Genomic DNA, 15,830 nt, shown 5'->3' on the forward strand with positions numbered 1-15,830 from the left:
CTTTACTTTTATGCTTCACTATTAACCAAACTAATTACTGTGAACGGTAGTGGCGCCACTGACTGAGGATGGAACTAAACTTATCCGCAATCCGTGACACAGTGATTTCATCATCAGCTCGATTAGAAAACCACTCTTCTGCAGGCTCAAAAAATATACTGCGTCCTATTGCAAAACCCTTACAGCGTGGCTCCGAACCAGCAGCCTTAAATCCCTCGACCAAAACTTCTTCCGTTTGGTTTAGCCCCAAAAGAATAACCCCCGACAATGAGGATCATATTTTTGAATACTGGTATTGATAGCTGGCCACTGGGTTTGTGTTGGCGCTGGTAATTTCCACCATTCAGGATAAATACCCAGCTGATAAATAGAGTTCATCGCCCCTACCAAAGTATCGTCCTGCTCGGGCATATCCTCTGGCAGAATTACTTCCAACAAAAGTTCATGACCACTGTGCAAACAAGCTTGATATAGATCGATTAATTTTTGATTTTGCTGACCAAGAATAGGCTCATCGTCGTCAGGGTGATAAAACACCAGACATTTAACAATATGTTCAGAGGGCCAGCTCACAAGCTCCGCAGTAATATTATTACCCACCTCAAACTGTAAGGGCCTGGATTGTGGCAATTCAACAGGCCGTGCAATCCAAAGTCCCTGACCAGAAGCCTGCTCTAATACCTGCTCGGCGAAACGGCCATCGGCTAATAAACCCGCATGCCCCTGCAACCCTTGCTGTTCAATAACCTGCCGCAAGGCCCTGGCAACCAAATTTTTGAATACTGGAATTTTGCTACTATCGACGCCTAAGCGCTCTACCATTTGCTCAAACTGAATACGGTGATCGAAAGCAAGTGCGTAGATATCGGGCCATTGTTTTTTCGGCACCGTGACACGGTGGAGGTATTGTAAACGCGCATCCAAATCTGGCCGATTAACGGCGTCAGCTCTATCAAGATAATCATCCAGCTCAATACTGCTAGGAATAGCCGGAGCACAACCGTGTCGCGAAACCACCAATGCACCACAAGCGTTAGCATAGCGACAACAATTTTCTAATGGCTCACCTCTCACCCAGCCACGCATAAATCCGCTAATAAACGCATCACCCGCACCCAAAACATTGAGCACTTCAATAGTGACACCATCAGTTGACACTCCCTTTTCAACACGATCAGGAATTTCACCTTCAAATACAACACACCCCAAAGGACCACGCTTAAGCACAATGGTTGCAGTCGATAACTCGCGAATTTTATTCAAGGCTAGCAACGTATCAGTGCTGCCACCAGCAATATGCACCTCTTCTTCGGTACCGACAATCAAATCGAACAGCGGCAAAATACTCTGCATATGCTCACTAACTGTATCGGAAGATACAAAACGACTTTCACCGTCACCCAGACCTGTCACTCCCCATAACACCGGCCGGTAATCAATATCCAACACAGTTCGTGTACCATGTTTACGCGCAAACTCTACCGCTCTGCGACTTGCCTTATTAACTGAATCAGTAGAAAAATGGGTGCCGCTTATTACCAAAGCTTTGGCCGAAGCAATAAAATTTTCATTGATATCATCTTCGCAAATAGCCATATCTGCGCAATTTTCCCGGTAGAAAATTAACGGAAATGTATCTCGATCCTTGATACCTAGTATCACTAAACCGGTTAATCGTTCGCTGTCAGTGGCTACATGCTGAGTATCTACGCCATTTAAAGCTAGCTCCTCAGTCACAAACCGCCCCATATGCTCATCTCCAACACGCGACAACATTGCAGTTTTCAACCCTAAACGCGACATACCAACGGCCATATTGGCAGAAGATCCACCAATATATTTTTTCATGCTACGCATATCTTCTAACCGCGAACCAATTTGCTCGCCATAAAAATCCACACAGGCACGGCCCAGGCAAATTACATCTAATGTTTTATTATTCATATCCACCTTCAAAACATTGTACTCAAGATTTTATTTGCCAATATTTGGCCCCAGGCTCCATCACCCAACGATGCTCTTCAGTGAACTCGGGTACGTCATAACGATCATTTTCCAAATGGCGAATTACCCAGCTGTAGTACATTCCGTAGCCCGGTGCAGAACATTGGGCGTGATCATTTAGATCCAAAATTTTTACCGTATCGTTTTGCTTAACTTTTAAAACATCATCACCTAACTCTGCATGACCAAAACCCTGAGGCTCAGTAAAGCGGTAGTGATATATTTCTGGCTGGCTGTGGTGATGCGGAGGGTAACTAGACCAACGCCCCGGTAAAGTAATCACTTCACCCAACACCAAATCTGATGCTTCATTACCATCCTCGACACCAAAAATAGTTCGCACTACACGCCAACAGGTATCACCAATCTGGCCCTTGCCTCGATTTTCTGCGGAAACATTTTCTGGCAAATAGATTCGAGAACTAAATAACTTAGTATTGGCAGTTTGATAAAGTGTAAATTCACAATCCTGAATACAAGAAATAGTAAGCTCCGCACCACAAGCACCATGAATACAACTAGGCGCTTCATCAAAAATACTGTCCCGTGACAAGCTGGCATTTTCAGCATTGACGTCGACTTCAACTTTCCCGGTCATTAATAACCAGGCCATCTCTTGCTCAAATACAGTTTTATATAACTCGCCCGCTTTTAACTTAAGAACACCTACCCCTATGCCCGTAACGTATTCTTGATCATCGATACCACAAATCCATGTCAGACCTTCACCGAATCCATCACGGTGCTCACGATTATGCAATCCCATATGACTCCCCTTTCATTTCAATTTACTCGCTGCAATCCAGCTAAACATTGACCCAACGCTGCTCAAGAAAAGAGCGCTCCGCAGCCGCATTAACATTATCCACTGCTAAAGCAGCTCTAAAATCCGGCCATATTGCTCGCTCATTTACGATACCTTCAATGAGATCGCGCACTTCAATAATTTTTTGATCGTTAAACCCCAGACCATGGCCAGGCGCACAACAAAAAGCGGCGTAATCGGGGTGCTCAGGGCCAACTAAAATTGTGCGAAAACCCTGCCGATTACTAGCATCCGCCGCACTGTAAAATTGCAATTCATTTTGTCGTTCCTGATCAAAAACCAAACTTCCTTTAGTGCCAGTCACTTCATAAGTCAGCCCCAATTTACGACCATGTGCCACACGGCTACATTCGATGGTGCCAATAGCACCGGCTGTAAACCGCATCATCATATGGGCTTGATCCTCATTTTCGACCTCACCCATATCATCACTGCCAACGATGGGGCGTCGCTTAATAACGGTTTGCATATCTGCGCAAACCTGCTCGATCCCCCCTACTAACAATTGCGCCATGTTGATGATGTGACACAAATCACCTAATGCCCCCAAGCCTGCCATTTTGCGCTGCAATCTCCAGCTATAAGGAATGCTCGGATCAGCCAGATAGTCTTCAATATGAGTACCGCGAAAGTGGATAACTTCTCCAATCTCTCCACTCTCGATAATTTCTTTGGCCAACGCAGTGGCCGGGTTTTTAGCGTAGTTATATCCCACCAGTGTTTTTACACCGGCAGCTTCTGCCGCCTCAGTCATCTCTAATGACTGCTCTGCACTTAACGATAAAGGTTTTTCACAGTAAACATGTTTACCTTGGGCGATCGCTGCCATCGCCATGTCATAATGCAGAAAATTGGGAGCACAGATATCCACCACATCAACAGCCTCGTCTGCAACCAATGCTTGCCAGTCGTCAGTCCAGCGATTAAAACAAAATTCCCGGCAATACTTCTCTGCTCGTTGTGCGACAGGATCGGCGAGCAATTCACAAATCACACGGGCATCGACAGGGAAGACCGCTGGCATTGCCCGCAACGCTATCGCATGCGCTTTACCCATATAGCCTGTGCCAATTAATCCAACTCTGACTTCTTTCATCAATCTCTTTCCTTCACACCGATAAATACCAAGGCGTAAGCTGAAACTTAAAACCAGCAATCACCAGTCAGCTACCCATACTCGCGGCTTATTAACACGCTCACCAGACATATCTCTAATCGCTTTTCTTAGCAGCTTTCTAGCTAGTGCAGGGTCAGTCAAATTACCCTTTTCTATCCCTGCCTCCAGTAGCTGTCTGGCCTCCCCCCACTCCATCTTATGCAGATGGTACTCACCAAGTAGAATCTCTAAATTACCGCCATCCAATAAAGGCGGCAGTGTCCTGGAATAAGCAATACTCTTTTTCATCGATCAACCTGAAACACCGTCAAATAGTCCTATGCCAGCCAATTACCAGCTAGCCACCGCGGATAAATAGCTCAAACTCAGACACAAATACTTCAATACGGCCAGTATAATCAAATAATTCCACAAGTAAACAATAATAGAATATTTATTCTAAATAGAGGTATTTTCTCTATTGCTAGTATCTCTAAATCTCGATTTAAACTAGCAACACCTGGGCATTAATCCAAAATGAAAAATATATTCCATTTATGAATAGTTTATGGAACAGTAGCCAGCGACAATTAACACATTAAAACCAGCTCAAACTCGCTGGCGTTAAGTACTAAATATAAAAAACAGCTAAAGAGAATTAATTGATGGACCGCACTCCACCCCAAGATTATGAAACTCTGCGCCTTGAGGTTTCAGCTCGCTATGACTCGCTGAGTAAGCGCCTACGCCAAATAGCCAGCTTTGCCTGGGATCACCCCACCATCATGGCAATGGAAACAACCGCCGTGATTGCCGAGCGCGCTGGCGTGCAACCCTCTGCCCTAATCCGCTTTGCAAAAGCCTTCGGCTATTCAGGCTTTAGCGAAATGCAGCGCCCTTTTCAGCAACATGTTTCGGAAAGGTCTGCCAGCTATAAAGAACGTATCCGCTCAGTCAACGGCCCCGGCGGAACAAGTGATAAAAAATCGCCCATGGGTATACTCGACCAGTACTGTGAAGCTAATGCAACAGCCATGAGCAACCTCCGCGAAGGAGTCAATGCCGCCGATTTGGAAACAGCAATAGACTATCTACACAACGCCGAACACATTTATACCATGGGACAGCGGCGCTCATTTCCTGTTGTAAGCTATCTGAACTACAGCCTCAATCAAGCTGAATGCCGCGCCCATTTACTGCATGGTTTGGGAGGCATGTTGTTTGATGAATGTCGGTCAATGACACCGAAGGATGTGCTCATTGCCATTAGCTTTAGTCCTTACTCCGAAGAAACGGCTCGTGTCGTTAGCATTGCAAAACAAAACAACACGCCCATTATTGTCATTACTGATAGCGCGTTAAACGCCATCGCCAGTCAGGCAACCATTTGTTTCGAAGTTGAAGATGCTGAAGTTTATACTTTTCGCTCACTCACCACATCGATGTGCTTAGCGCAAACACTGGCAACGGCTTTACTATTTCGAAATGAAACTGCCGAAGTAAATAATAATTAATCTAATGCAAAGCTAAGCTTTATCAAGCTCCCGTTAAAGTAGATTCAAATTCAATAAACGACTCTATTAAGGAAGCTCACATGAACAAAGCTAAGCAACATTTACTCGGACTAAGCCTGGCTATCGCCAGTAGCGCACTCTATGCCGGTAGTAACAATGTGACGGCAACACTGGAAACACGCAGTCACTTTGATGACGCCGCAGGTCTTAATACTGACGTAGACGACCCAGCGATCTGGATCCACCCCACCGACAAAACCAAAAGCTTTGTTGCCGCGACATTAAAAGAAGGCGGCATGGATGTATACGATCTTAACGGTAAATTACTTCAACATATTGCCGCAGGACCTGCGCCAGCTTGTACCAGCAAACAACTAAAGTGTGAAGATAATAACGCGGGGCGATTTAACAATGCTGATATTATTTATAATTTCCAACTCGGAAAAGACCAGATAGATCTGGTTGTAGTTTCAGACCGGGGACTGGATAAAGTCATTGTATATCAGGTCAATCAAGGCGACTCAACAAAGGCGCCGCTGACTGACATCACCGCTGCTGATCAGACTTTTATTTTCGCCGCCAATCAAGATGAAGTGAATGAAGGCTTTACCGCCTACGGTTTAGCAACGGTTAAAACCGACAAAACCTACGCCTATGTCAGTCAAAACAGCACACCCAAAGTCGCCCAATTAGAGCTGTACGATAATGGCCAAGGCCAAGTCGCTTATCGCAATGTTCAAACGCTAAACTTTCCACACAGCTTCCCATTACCCAATGGCAAGCAGTGGACACCTTGCGCCGATGACGATATCGACAAGCCACAATTTGAAGGCATGGTTGCCGACGTAGAGCACGACATACTTTATTTGGCACAGGAAAATGTCGGCGTTTGGCGCACCTCTTTATCTAAACCCGGCGATCAATCCCAGTGGAAATTATTTGCCAAGGTACAGGACTTCGGCACACCTTACAGCCGCTCCTGGGTAGAAGAAGAACAGGAATATAACTGCGTTCTGGATCATGCTAACGATCCCGGCTTTGGTAATGCTGAGCTCTATGCCGATGCAGAAGGTCTAACGCTCTATCAAGCCAGCAAGGGCAAGGGCTATTTATTAGTCTCAAGCCAAGGCAACAATAGTGTCGCGCTCTATGACCGTGAAAACAATAATCAATATGTAAATTCTTTTACGGTTATTGATGGCGCAGTGGATGGCGTTGATGAAACGGACGGCATGATGGTGGTTAACGTCAATCTCGGTGGAAATTTCAAGCAGGGCTTATTAGTGATGCAAGATGGTCAAAATGATCCCAAAGTATTTAATGGCGAAGGAGAATACAGAGAAGGCAGCAACTTCAAATATATCTCCTGGGGCGGCGTGGCAAAGTCACTCAAGCTGAAAACGGATACTACCGATAACAGCCGCAAGTAAGTTCAGCGCAGCTGGTCAGAGGATCTGATAATTAAGACTAGGGTTAAGGTCATCGTACTTTAACCCTTTTTTATTTCTGGCTAACCCAACCTAATCCAAATTAAAAGCAGATAAGTAATGAAATACTTACACGGAATTTTCATATTGATGGTATTGACGTTTTTATTCGTCGCCCATGCCCAAAGTTTTACCCTGCAAAGCACTCAACTGCCCATCACTGTAGATGCCAAGCTTGATGATATTGCCTGGCAGCAGGCGGAAGTGCTGTCATTAAATTATGAAACCAAACCCGGTAATAATACCCGGCCAGCCGTTGTAACCGAGGCTAGGTTACTCACTCATTACAACACACTGTATATCGCCTTCAAGGCCTACGACTCGCAACCAGAAAAAATTCGTGCCTTTTTAAGGGACCGCGACAGCAGCCCTGACGATGACACGGTAACGATCACCATTGATACCTTTAACAGCGCACAAATCGCTCATCGATTTACCGTTAACGCCCTGGGCGTACAAACCGACATAGTCCGCAACGAAAACACGGATGAAGAATCCAGCAGCTGGGATACAAGCTGGTACTCCGCTGGCCGTATAACCGATTTTGCTTATATCGTAGAAATTGCAATACCGCTAAACGTACTTCGCTTTCCCGACAGCGACATTCAGCAATGGAAAATTAACTTGGAACGCAGCTAATCGGTAGTTGCGATAAGCATAATCAAACAAAAAGGAAATAATTATGAATAGACTATTATTAGTAAAAATCCACACCATCCTGGCTGGTTTTTTCTTTACCACTGCACTGCTATTTTTGCTAACGGGTGGATTGATGAACCTGGGCGTTAAAGGCGACTATGAAAAAACCAGCGAAGTGCTACAACTCGGCCAAAGCTTACCCGACGACATTAATAGCTTAAAAGCCATTATCGGCGGCGAACTATCAAAACGCGGTATTGCACCACCCAAAGGAAAAGCAGATCTGGAAACGCAAGACAATGAATTAAGTTTTGAATGGGAGGGTAGCCAACACACCGTTCTCTTAAAAGGCGACATTGACACATCACAGGCAACGCTCACTATAGAAACGGCTGACAAGTTCCGATTTCTGGTTAACCTGCATAAATCTGAAGGCAGTAACAGTTTCAAAGTATTGGCAGTGGCATGGTCTCTGGGATTACTGGCACTATTGATCTCTGGCTTGCTAATGGCTTGGCAAGCACCAAAATATAAAACCTTAAGTCTTCAGGCAATGGGGGCTGGGGTTGTGGCTTTTATCATAGCGGCTTATTTCAGTTAATTAAAAAGGCGGCTGTGTATCTAGCAATATAATTATTCTAACAAGCATGCAACAAAGAGGCCGACAGAATCGTTTGGTATAAAAAATAAATCTGCAGCAGCTCAAGCTTAACGTTATATCAGGCCTGGACAAAATCATACTTTCTTCTAAGCAGAAATGTGATTAATTCATCCGTATATATTTAGATCCAGCGGAGTTGTGCCAATTCAGGACATTTTAAAAAAAGAAAAAGGCCCATCAGGAGCCTTGATAACTTATCTATTTACGGTTATTTTTTCGCTTTAATCCAAATAGCCCTATCAAAGCAGAGCCAAATAACCAAGCCGCCGCTGGCACAGGCACAGAAGAAACTGTTATTAAGTTTGTATCAATTATGATGCCAGAACCTGTGATCGTGGTTTGAAAGTTGGTGCTACCTCCAATTAAAAAGTCAAACACTAATGGGTCGGCATTACCCACCATATACAAAGCATAGGTACCCGGATAAGCGTAAAGTGCTGCACAACCATTAATAGCAATACCTTCAGAAGAAGAGCCGTTATCTGAACAACTTTGAATAATTGAATAGCCAGTTACGTTTGACAACACATTCCCGTTAATGTCACCTGTGAGATTCGTGTCATAGGCTATCGTTACATTAATTAAACGTGTAGCGTCGGAAGCAATAATATTATTATAACCTGTATCGACATAACTACCATCGCTAGAAAGAATGGCTGCACCTAGTGAAGAACTATTATAAGTTGACCAGTATGCGCTTTCATCAGAAGTTGAAACGGAATTAAAAGTAGCGACAGTTACGGAAAAAGCTGATATTGACAAGCAAGATAAAAAGATAAGACTAGAAATGGCTAGCGTTTTTTTCAGCATGGGATAGTACTCCTTACAATTATTATTATGACGCTTTATTTTTGTACAACAATAATCACAGCTATAAGTGATTTAATCAAGGAGGACTCCGTAAAGAGTTTCGACACTTAGGTATTTATTTTATTGGCAGCTAATTATAAATATCGACAAACTTATGTTTTATGTAAAGTAAATATCCTAACAGCAGCACTAACTTTAACTACAAAAATACATGCCGCCTTACCGACAACCTCTCAGGTTTTAGATAAACAAAATTAACCGTAGTGTCAGATCAAGCTTGAGTTATATACCTCATAATGCCTGACCAGCTGTGATCGTTATTGAATTTCTCCGCGCATAATATCCCATAGTAATAATATGGATATATATGAATCATATAGCTTTTATAAACGTGTTTAACGGATCACTGCACCCATTAAACACGCTACTACCTTGCTTCCTATATTCCCCGGTAAACACCTTTAGCGATCACTCAAACCGGTAAGTCACCGTAGCACCAAATTGCCGTGGATTAAGCACCCGAAGATGTGGAATTAAACTATCTACCGCAGCCTTGTCATTCTGCACTATCGCTTCTTTATCGGTCAGGTTTTTCACCCACAATTTCAAATCCCATACCTCATCCCTGATACCGGTAAACAAGTCAAATGTGGAATAACTTGCTGACCTGCGTTGGGTATTAGGCGCTATGCGGAACGAATCAAACTTCATAAATGCATCTACATACCAGTCAAAACCAGTATTCATAAAGGATTGTGAATAGCTGGTCGAGACAACTGCTGACCAGTTACCGGAATCCCCCCCAAACGCTGGCCAGTGTATTCACAGGTAGCATATTCACCTACAGCCAGTGATGCAGAATTACCATCATCACAGGCAGCTCCGGTAAATTCTTCATATTTGGTATCGTTGTAAGCAACCGCCATGTTCACCACCAAGTCTGCTGCCAACAAATAGTTCACTTCAACTTCCGCGCCCTGAGCGATAACCTCTTCGGCATTCTGAATGCCGGAAAAGCTAGTCAAACCCTGAATGGCATCATTAATAGGCGCCTCCAACTCAACCTGATAATCTTGATAAATCTGGTAATACACTGACGTATTTAATCGCATCCGGCCATCCAGTAAATCTGACTTATAGCCAAACTCAAAACTGGTAGACGACTCAGGATCGTAAAGCGATAAAGCCTCGGGAACAGTCCCTTTAACATCGATACCCTGGCCACCAGAGCGGCCACCAAGATCAACCGTAGCGTAGACCATTTCATCCGGCGACAACACATACGATAGTTTTGCGGTACCGGTCCAATCGATATACTTGGTGTTGGCATTTTCAACGCCACCACCTACAGGTATTTCTGTTCCACCGTTAACCAGATAAAAATTACTATTAGAAGAACCACTCCGCCTTTCTTTGGTCCAGCGACCACCCAGTGTCAGTGTCATCTCATCCGTCAGAAAAATACTGTTGTGGATAAAGACACCATAATCTTCTGCGGCAGAAAATAAATCCACGTAGGCATTAATATCCAAAGCACCTCGGGTTTGCTTATTAAAGGCATGAGTCAAGGCACCGGATTTAGCATAATAGACACCAGCAATCCAATCCCAAGTGTCATTACCCTCGGAGCTAAGACGAAACTCATTATTAAAGAGATCAGAAAAATTTATATCAATCGTCTGGTAGGAATCATCAACCGGCGTATAGTCTTCATCATTCAGCTGGTAATTACTCGCCTCTGAATAATACGCCTGATACGTTAATATATAATCATCCAACTCATAGTTCATTTCCAAAATAGATTGGCCAAAACTAATATTCTGCTCTTTCTCCCGATTCGATAGCGACTCTCGATCATAGGGCGACAACTCAACACCCCAGCGATCATCTGCAGTCTCCGCCACATACAAATCGACGCCACTGGTTTTATCAACATAGGTATAAGAAAAACGCAGATCAAAGCCATTACCTGGCTCCCAGTACACATTGGCACGGCCAGAACGGGTGCGATCTATAGGTTCGCTCGGACTCGAATCCTGATACTGATAATCCTTGTTATTATTTTCATCATATAAACCGGAGATACGCACGCCAAGTTCATCTTTAATAATCGGCACACTGGTACCAAACTCAGTGGTGCTCAAATTGTGTTGACCTACAGTCTGACGGACATAGCCATCCGCATGCCCCAGCGTTGGGTTTGCCGTATGGATAACAATTGTGCCTGTAGGCGAGGCCTTGCCATACAAGGTGCCTTGTGGTCCACGCAGCACCTCAAAACGCTCCAGGTCATACTGCGAGAAAAAAGAATTTTGCTGCTGCATCTGGTAAGCGCCATCAACATATATATTGGTTCTTGGCGATTGCGGTGCGCTTATTTTAGTACCGATACCACGCAGGGTTACATTCTGGTTATTACCGCTACTTTCCAGCGATAAGCCCGGGGTTAATTTGGATAAATCCCGAATATCATTGCTGACGGTATCGCTGTATGCCCTCCCTGAAATAGCATTAACGGTTACCGGTACAGTCTGTACACCTTCAACCGCGCGCTGGGCAGTTACCATAATTTCTTCCAGCACCAGCCCGGGTTCAGCCTGAACCCATGAAGCCGCACTAACAGACATCATCATTAGCAGCCGTTTTTTATTGTTAAGCATACTCTTCCCCGATCTAGTTTATTGTTATCACCTTTAATCATGAAAGCTTATAAGTAATACGGCAGTCGCCAATAAAATAAATTCTAAAGACCGACAAAACTTATAGCCGCAGCTATTTTTTAAGACTACAAGCTAAATTATATAGTTGCAACTATATTTAAATTACAAAATAAAAATACTTATACAGACAAAAATATTATTCCTCGATTCAATTTTGCTATATAGACTGCAGTAACTGCACATGATCTGTGAGCTTTGCCTGATAAAGCAAAGTGCCCTTGGCAATTTGCACCGGCACGGGCTCCTCCGCAGCCTCATCTATTAATTCCGCAGCATTGGCCAATGTTATATTCCAGCTCATTGCACCACAGGCGGTTATGCTGGCGTGCCTATCAATGCCTTTTACCAGTGCGTCCAAGCCTTCCGTTAACCCTGCCGCTAACAAACCATACCAACCAAAACCATTCAACTCCGATGCCGCAGGGGATTGCGCAAAGCTAATCCGCAAACACTGTTCATCGCTGCGGTCTAACTGGATATCAATATATTCACTGGGTTGCAACGCCGGGTGAATGGCCAGCACATTGGCAATCGCATCAAGTCCGCCACCGGTTTCATCCATCGCTTCACACAAGCGTTCACTGATTACCCAGCAACTGCCAGTCATCTGAAACAGTGCAATGGTCAACGCAGCCTCGCGCCCATAGCGGCTTTCAATCGCCAGCATCAGGCTAAGGATTAACATATGACACTGGCCCGCCAACTCCTTGCAAATGACGACTAATGCCGCATGGGAAAATTGCTCCAGCTGTACCTGTTCCACCACCGGCCCATCGTAGTAATCCATACCCCCGGTTCGCTACTTCGCGGCCGTTTAATGTGCAGGGAAGCCAACTGCGAACCACGCATGACACCAGTCACCGCAGTTTCGACCAAGGGTTCAGCCTCATAATCAATAAACACATCCCATTCACAGTGCGAACCTTGATGAGTAGGTAGCCGTGGGGGACGATGCACTGGACGCATCCGCGCTCGCGGATTCGTCGCAACAGCAGTGGCATCAAAGGTCGGGTCCTCAATATCATGGCACATGGTTTTTACCGCTACATCCCCGCGCGGCTCAGTTTCGAGCAAAGGGCCGCAACTCGCTAACCAGAACCGCCCTTTATCTGCCGACAATATTTCAAAGTGCGCATCAAAATATTGATGGGATAAACCACACTCCAGTTGCAAGCCTTTAAAAATAGTGGCGACATCTTTTTTTCCGGCAAACCCCATCGCTTTTTGCATGCGCTGGGTATACACCGGACTAACAGCCATCCAGTTTTCTATCGCAACATCCAAATACGCTTCCGGACCATGATTCATTTGTAATGCAGCATAACCGGTGCGGCTATTAAACTGCGCAAACAACATATACTCCCGCCCCAGGCGAGCAAGCTGCTGCCGACTAAAACCGTCCCATTGATTATTATTCATTGACTCAACCTCTTTTTTTATTCACTAGCGCTCAAACCAAGCCCCATTAAAATTTACTGAATATTTGCTACGGCCTGCGCGGCATCTCTGGTCGCCCCTGCAATCAAACCCAAGCCGCTACAATCGCCAATCGCTTGCACGGGTAAGTTCTTTGCTCTTAAATTATCAGCCAAGCTCATCTCAGCAACGGGCTTGCCAGCGACAATGATATTATCCGCACTGATTTTAAGCTTTTTAGCCAGTACCGAAAAAAACACTGTTTTGTTCTCTATGCGCTGAATCGAAACCGAGGTATTAACCACAACCTTCAGCTGATCCAGGCGATCCATATGTTCATTGCGGCGCTTTTTACCCACTTCGGGAATCAGTTTTTTGCCTTCATCCAAAAGATAAACTTTGCGACCGCGCTCAGCCAAAAACTCTGCCAGTTCTACTGCCACCAAATCAGCACCGACAATAACAATCACTTTACCCAGAGGCAGCCACAGCTTGCTCAACCAACGCAGCTGTTGTGGCGATAATTTTTTTACCAACGCAAGCAATACAAACAGTAGCCGTTGCAGCCACATAGAAACACGCCACAGCTCATCGCCATCCGCATTGCCAGACATTATTTGACGAATTAATCTTCCGGTTAGAATATGCGGCTGTTCAATGCCAGGGATAGGCGGCGCTGTCACTACGGCACCACTTGCCACTAAAATATGATCAGGATTTTCAGCGATGATGGTGTCAACACTGGCGGTTACACCCAAACGGAAATCAATGTTCAGTAATTTCACTTCGGACAATAACCAGTTAAGAAATAGTTCATTATCTTTGTGCACAGTAGAGGCAAGCCGCAATGACCCGCCCAATTGTTGCTGCTGTTCAAACACAGTGACCGTATGCCCAGCGACTGCTGCCAACCGGGCTGCCTCCAAACCGGCAGTACCTGCGCCAATAATCACCACTTTGCGCTTACCCGATGCAATTTCCTGCTCGGATTCACAACCAGAAAAAGCATTTACCGCACAGGCCAGATTGTCATTCATTTGCATGGAATCAATACAGTTTTCACAGGAAATACAACGGCGAATGCGATGAGCCTGGCCGCCGGTGACTTTTTGCGGAAAGTAGGGATCGGCCAATAACGGCCGCGCCATGGCAATCAAATCAGCCTGACCATTGGCCAGAATCTGCTCCGCCAACGCGGGATCATGAATACGACCTACCAACATCACCGGCACGTCGACGACATTTTTATCGCTTCAGCCTGCGCAATATTGTGTGCATCACCATATTCACTGCGCCCCCCATCATCGTCACTAACGCATCGGATATGCCGCCACTGATACGAAAGCAATCCACCCCTGCTGCTACTAACAGTGGCGCCAATCGCTGACTATCGTCAAGGGCACGCCCTCCGGGCGTGCGTTCATAACCGGACAAACTAAGTGTCACCGGAAAATCCTTACCGGCGCGAGATTTTATTTCTGCTAACACCTCTTCAATTAAGCGAGTACGGGTTTCCGCCTTAAAGGCAGAATATTCATCTGTGCGTTTATTGCGTAACGGTGAAAGAAAAGAACCCAATAAGTTGTAACAATGGGCAGCATGTAACTCGATGCCATCATAACCCGCCTCTCTAGCCCGGCGCGCCCTTCGCCATATTGCCGCGCTATAGTTGGCAACTCACTTATCTCCAGTGGCCGGCTGTGCCAACCCCACACTGGTGAAACACTAACCGAGGGCCCCACCGGTTGCGGCCCACCGAACAATGGCGCCACACTTTCCGGACCGGTGTGACTTAGTTGCGGTTGTACTTTGGCGCCATGCTGGTGAATACGGTCGGTAATACGACGATGGGCATCAATATATTTATCCTCCGCTAGAGTCATCGAGCGATGCATATACCGATGGCTTTCATCAATGGTAATTAATTCCATCGTGATCAAACCCACACCGCCTTTGGCGCGCTCTTCAAAGTAGCGAATCAAGCGTTCACTGGGGGTTTGATCATCATTACAATAAGCGGTAGTCATCGGCGACATGACCATACGATTTTTAAGTGCCATAGCACCGATAGTGGCGGCAGATGACAGTAGCGGAAAATGTTTTTTTGTCGCCATAGCCATTATCTATCCACCCTTAAAAACAACACCAGATACACTAATTACGATCGGGATTTTTTTTCATCAAAGAGCTGGCCTTAATACTAAACACCGCCTCACTGTTTTGATTAAATAAAGTGGTGCTATAGGTTACGATGCCACAGTCCGGTTGGCTTTTTGATTCACGCACCATACTAATCACGCTTTCACACTGTAATGTGTCACCAGCATAAACCGGTTTCAGCATCCTCATCTCATCAAAGCCCAGACCAGCAAAAGCCTGTTGTACCACACCGTTTTCCCACTGCTGACTGATAATAGAAAAAATAGAAAAAATATGTGCCGAGCACGCAGTTAAACCACCAAAGAACGAAGCCTTAGCCTGCTGCTCGTCAATATGCCAGGGTTGTGGATCCCACTTGTTAGCAAACTCGATAATCTCTTCAGCTGTCACCGGGTACTTTACTGTTAAATACCTATCACCTTCATTGCAATCTTCAAAATACAGCCGCTTGCCTTTATTTTTATTTGACATAGATAACTACTACCAACATTTAAATA

General features: G+C 45.1%; 16 protein-coding genes and 2 pseudogenes. 4 read left to right on the plus strand and 14 right to left on the minus strand.

From position 1 onward, the window contains the following. Positions 1 to 34: 34 nt before the first annotated feature. The 4 genes and pseudogenes from iolC to UNITIG_RS08115 all read right to left on the minus strand — a co-directional run bounded on the left by iolC (position 35) and on the right by UNITIG_RS08115 (position 4,235). Positions 35 to 1,944: pseudogene (gene iolC, locus UNITIG_RS08100) on the minus strand (5-dehydro-2-deoxygluconokinase). A gap of 22 nt (positions 1,945 to 1,966) precedes the next feature. Beyond that, positions 1,967 to 2,770 (minus strand): 5-deoxy-glucuronate isomerase, encoded by an 804-nt coding sequence (locus tag UNITIG_RS08105; protein ID WP_101757919.1) that lies wholly within the window; start codon positions 2,768 to 2,770, stop codon positions 1,967 to 1,969. 40 nt (positions 2,771 to 2,810) lie between these two features. Continuing rightward, entirely contained in the window at positions 2,811 to 3,926 is a 1,116-nt protein-coding gene (locus UNITIG_RS08110; RefSeq protein ID WP_101757920.1) for a Gfo/Idh/MocA family protein, read from the minus strand. Between the two features lie 60 nt (positions 3,927 to 3,986). Next, positions 3,987 to 4,235 carry a hypothetical protein gene (locus tag UNITIG_RS08115; protein ID WP_101757921.1) on the minus strand — a complete coding sequence of 83 codons (249 nt, stop codon included), beginning with the start codon at positions 4,233 to 4,235 and terminating at the stop codon, positions 3,987 to 3,989. A gap of 356 nt (positions 4,236 to 4,591) precedes the next feature. Here UNITIG_RS08115 and UNITIG_RS08120 point away from each other — a divergent pair, with 356 nt between their 5' ends. From UNITIG_RS08120 to UNITIG_RS08135, 4 genes are all read left to right on the plus strand, one after another. Next, positions 4,592 to 5,440 carry a MurR/RpiR family transcriptional regulator gene (locus UNITIG_RS08120; RefSeq protein ID WP_101757922.1) on the plus strand — a complete coding sequence of 283 codons (849 nt, stop codon included), beginning with the start codon at positions 4,592 to 4,594 and terminating at the stop codon, positions 5,438 to 5,440. Between the two features lie 80 nt (positions 5,441 to 5,520). Beyond that, complete coding sequence (locus UNITIG_RS08125) at positions 5,521 to 6,870, plus strand: phytase (RefSeq protein WP_101757923.1); 1,350 nt, start codon at positions 5,521 to 5,523, stop codon at positions 6,868 to 6,870. A 117-nt stretch (positions 6,871 to 6,987) separates the two neighbouring features. Next, positions 6,988 to 7,566 carry a carbohydrate binding family 9 domain-containing protein gene (locus UNITIG_RS08130; RefSeq protein WP_101757924.1) on the plus strand — a complete coding sequence of 193 codons (579 nt, stop codon included), beginning with the start codon at positions 6,988 to 6,990 and terminating at the stop codon, positions 7,564 to 7,566. 43 nt (positions 7,567 to 7,609) lie between these two features. Then, positions 7,610 to 8,167, plus strand: coding sequence for a hypothetical protein (locus UNITIG_RS08135; protein ID WP_101757925.1), 558 nt, complete (start codon positions 7,610 to 7,612; stop codon positions 8,165 to 8,167). Between the two features lie 258 nt (positions 8,168 to 8,425). Here UNITIG_RS08135 and UNITIG_RS23485 read toward each other — a convergent pair whose 3' ends face one another. The 10 genes and pseudogenes from UNITIG_RS23485 to UNITIG_RS08170 form a co-directional block, all read right to left on the minus strand. Next, positions 8,426 to 9,037, minus strand: coding sequence for a VPLPA-CTERM sorting domain-containing protein (locus UNITIG_RS23485; protein WP_101757926.1), 612 nt, complete (start codon positions 9,035 to 9,037; stop codon positions 8,426 to 8,428). Between the two features lie 468 nt (positions 9,038 to 9,505). Next, a complete protein-coding gene (locus tag UNITIG_RS08145) occupies positions 9,506 to 9,784 on the minus strand; it encodes a TonB-dependent receptor (RefSeq protein WP_101757927.1) in 279 nt (92 codons plus the stop codon). Continuing rightward, a complete protein-coding gene (locus UNITIG_RS08150; protein WP_101757928.1) occupies positions 9,781 to 11,697 on the minus strand; it encodes a TonB-dependent receptor in 1,917 nt (638 codons plus the stop codon). Before UNITIG_RS08150 ends, UNITIG_RS08145 begins: the two co-directional genes overlap by 4 nt. Before the next feature lie 217 nt (positions 11,698 to 11,914). Then, a complete protein-coding gene (locus UNITIG_RS08155) occupies positions 11,915 to 12,544 on the minus strand; it encodes a hypothetical protein (RefSeq protein ID WP_145999125.1) in 630 nt (209 codons plus the stop codon). After that, a complete protein-coding gene (locus tag UNITIG_RS08160; RefSeq protein WP_101757930.1) occupies positions 12,478 to 13,176 on the minus strand; it encodes a hypothetical protein in 699 nt (232 codons plus the stop codon). The genes UNITIG_RS08155 and UNITIG_RS08160 overlap by 67 nt, the downstream gene beginning before the upstream one ends. Before the next feature lie 53 nt (positions 13,177 to 13,229). Further along, positions 13,230 to 14,216, minus strand: coding sequence for an FAD-dependent oxidoreductase (locus UNITIG_RS23490; protein WP_369809186.1), 987 nt, complete (start codon positions 14,214 to 14,216; stop codon positions 13,230 to 13,232). A gap of 63 nt (positions 14,217 to 14,279) precedes the next feature. Then, positions 14,280 to 14,408: pseudogene (locus UNITIG_RS25035) on the minus strand (oxidoreductase); the annotation flags it as partial. 10 nt (positions 14,409 to 14,418) lie between these two features. After that, the gene (locus tag UNITIG_RS25535) at positions 14,419 to 14,784 is read right to left on the minus strand and encodes a hypothetical protein (RefSeq protein ID WP_369809187.1); all 366 of its coding nucleotides are present in this window, start codon (positions 14,782 to 14,784) and stop codon (positions 14,419 to 14,421) included. Then, positions 14,670 to 15,293 carry a hypothetical protein gene (locus UNITIG_RS23500; protein WP_200821231.1) on the minus strand — a complete coding sequence of 208 codons (624 nt, stop codon included), beginning with the start codon at positions 15,291 to 15,293 and terminating at the stop codon, positions 14,670 to 14,672. Before UNITIG_RS23500 ends, UNITIG_RS25535 begins: the two co-directional genes overlap by 115 nt. 34 nt (positions 15,294 to 15,327) lie before the next feature. Further along, positions 15,328 to 15,804 (minus strand): MaoC/PaaZ C-terminal domain-containing protein, encoded by a 477-nt coding sequence (locus tag UNITIG_RS08170; protein WP_101757931.1) that lies wholly within the window; start codon positions 15,802 to 15,804, stop codon positions 15,328 to 15,330. Positions 15,805 to 15,830: the final 26 nt, after the last annotated feature.

Source organism: Oceanicoccus sp. KOV_DT_Chl, assembly GCF_900120175.1.
Taxonomy (GTDB): domain Bacteria; phylum Pseudomonadota; class Gammaproteobacteria; order Pseudomonadales; family Dasaniaceae; genus Oceanicoccus.

Coding starts and splice junctions, on each gene's coding strand:
- UNITIG_RS23500 (WP_200821231.1), bottom strand. CDS start 15,293: ATGGCTATGGCGACAAAAAAACATTTTCCGCTACTGTCATCTGCCGCC.
- UNITIG_RS08135 (WP_101757925.1), top strand. CDS start 7,610: ATGAATAGACTATTATTAGTAAAAATCCACACCATCCTGGCTGGTTTT.
- UNITIG_RS08115 (WP_101757921.1), bottom strand. CDS start 4,235: ATGAAAAAGAGTATTGCTTATTCCAGGACACTGCCGCCTTTATTGGAT.
- UNITIG_RS08155 (WP_145999125.1), bottom strand. CDS start 12,544: ATGGATTACTACGATGGGCCGGTGGTGGAACAGGTACAGCTGGAGCAA.
- UNITIG_RS08170 (WP_101757931.1), bottom strand. CDS start 15,804: ATGTCAAATAAAAATAAAGGCAAGCGGCTGTATTTTGAAGATTGCAAT.
- UNITIG_RS08130 (WP_101757924.1), top strand. CDS start 6,988: ATGAAATACTTACACGGAATTTTCATATTGATGGTATTGACGTTTTTA.
- UNITIG_RS08105 (WP_101757919.1), bottom strand. CDS start 2,770: ATGGGATTGCATAATCGTGAGCACCGTGATGGATTCGGTGAAGGTCTG.
- UNITIG_RS23485 (WP_101757926.1), bottom strand. CDS start 9,037: ATGCTGAAAAAAACGCTAGCCATTTCTAGTCTTATCTTTTTATCTTGC.
- UNITIG_RS08145 (WP_101757927.1), bottom strand. CDS start 9,784: ATGAATACTGGTTTTGACTGGTATGTAGATGCATTTATGAAGTTTGAT.
- UNITIG_RS23490 (WP_369809186.1), bottom strand. CDS start 14,216: ATGCAAATGAATGACAATCTGGCCTGTGCGGTAAATGCTTTTTCTGGT.
- UNITIG_RS08160 (WP_101757930.1), bottom strand. CDS start 13,176: ATGAATAATAATCAATGGGACGGTTTTAGTCGGCAGCAGCTTGCTCGC.
- UNITIG_RS08125 (WP_101757923.1), top strand. CDS start 5,521: ATGAACAAAGCTAAGCAACATTTACTCGGACTAAGCCTGGCTATCGCC.
- UNITIG_RS08150 (WP_101757928.1), bottom strand. CDS start 11,697: ATGCTTAACAATAAAAAACGGCTGCTAATGATGATGTCTGTTAGTGCG.
- UNITIG_RS08120 (WP_101757922.1), top strand. CDS start 4,592: ATGGACCGCACTCCACCCCAAGATTATGAAACTCTGCGCCTTGAGGTT.
- UNITIG_RS08110 (WP_101757920.1), bottom strand. CDS start 3,926: ATGAAAGAAGTCAGAGTTGGATTAATTGGCACAGGCTATATGGGTAAA.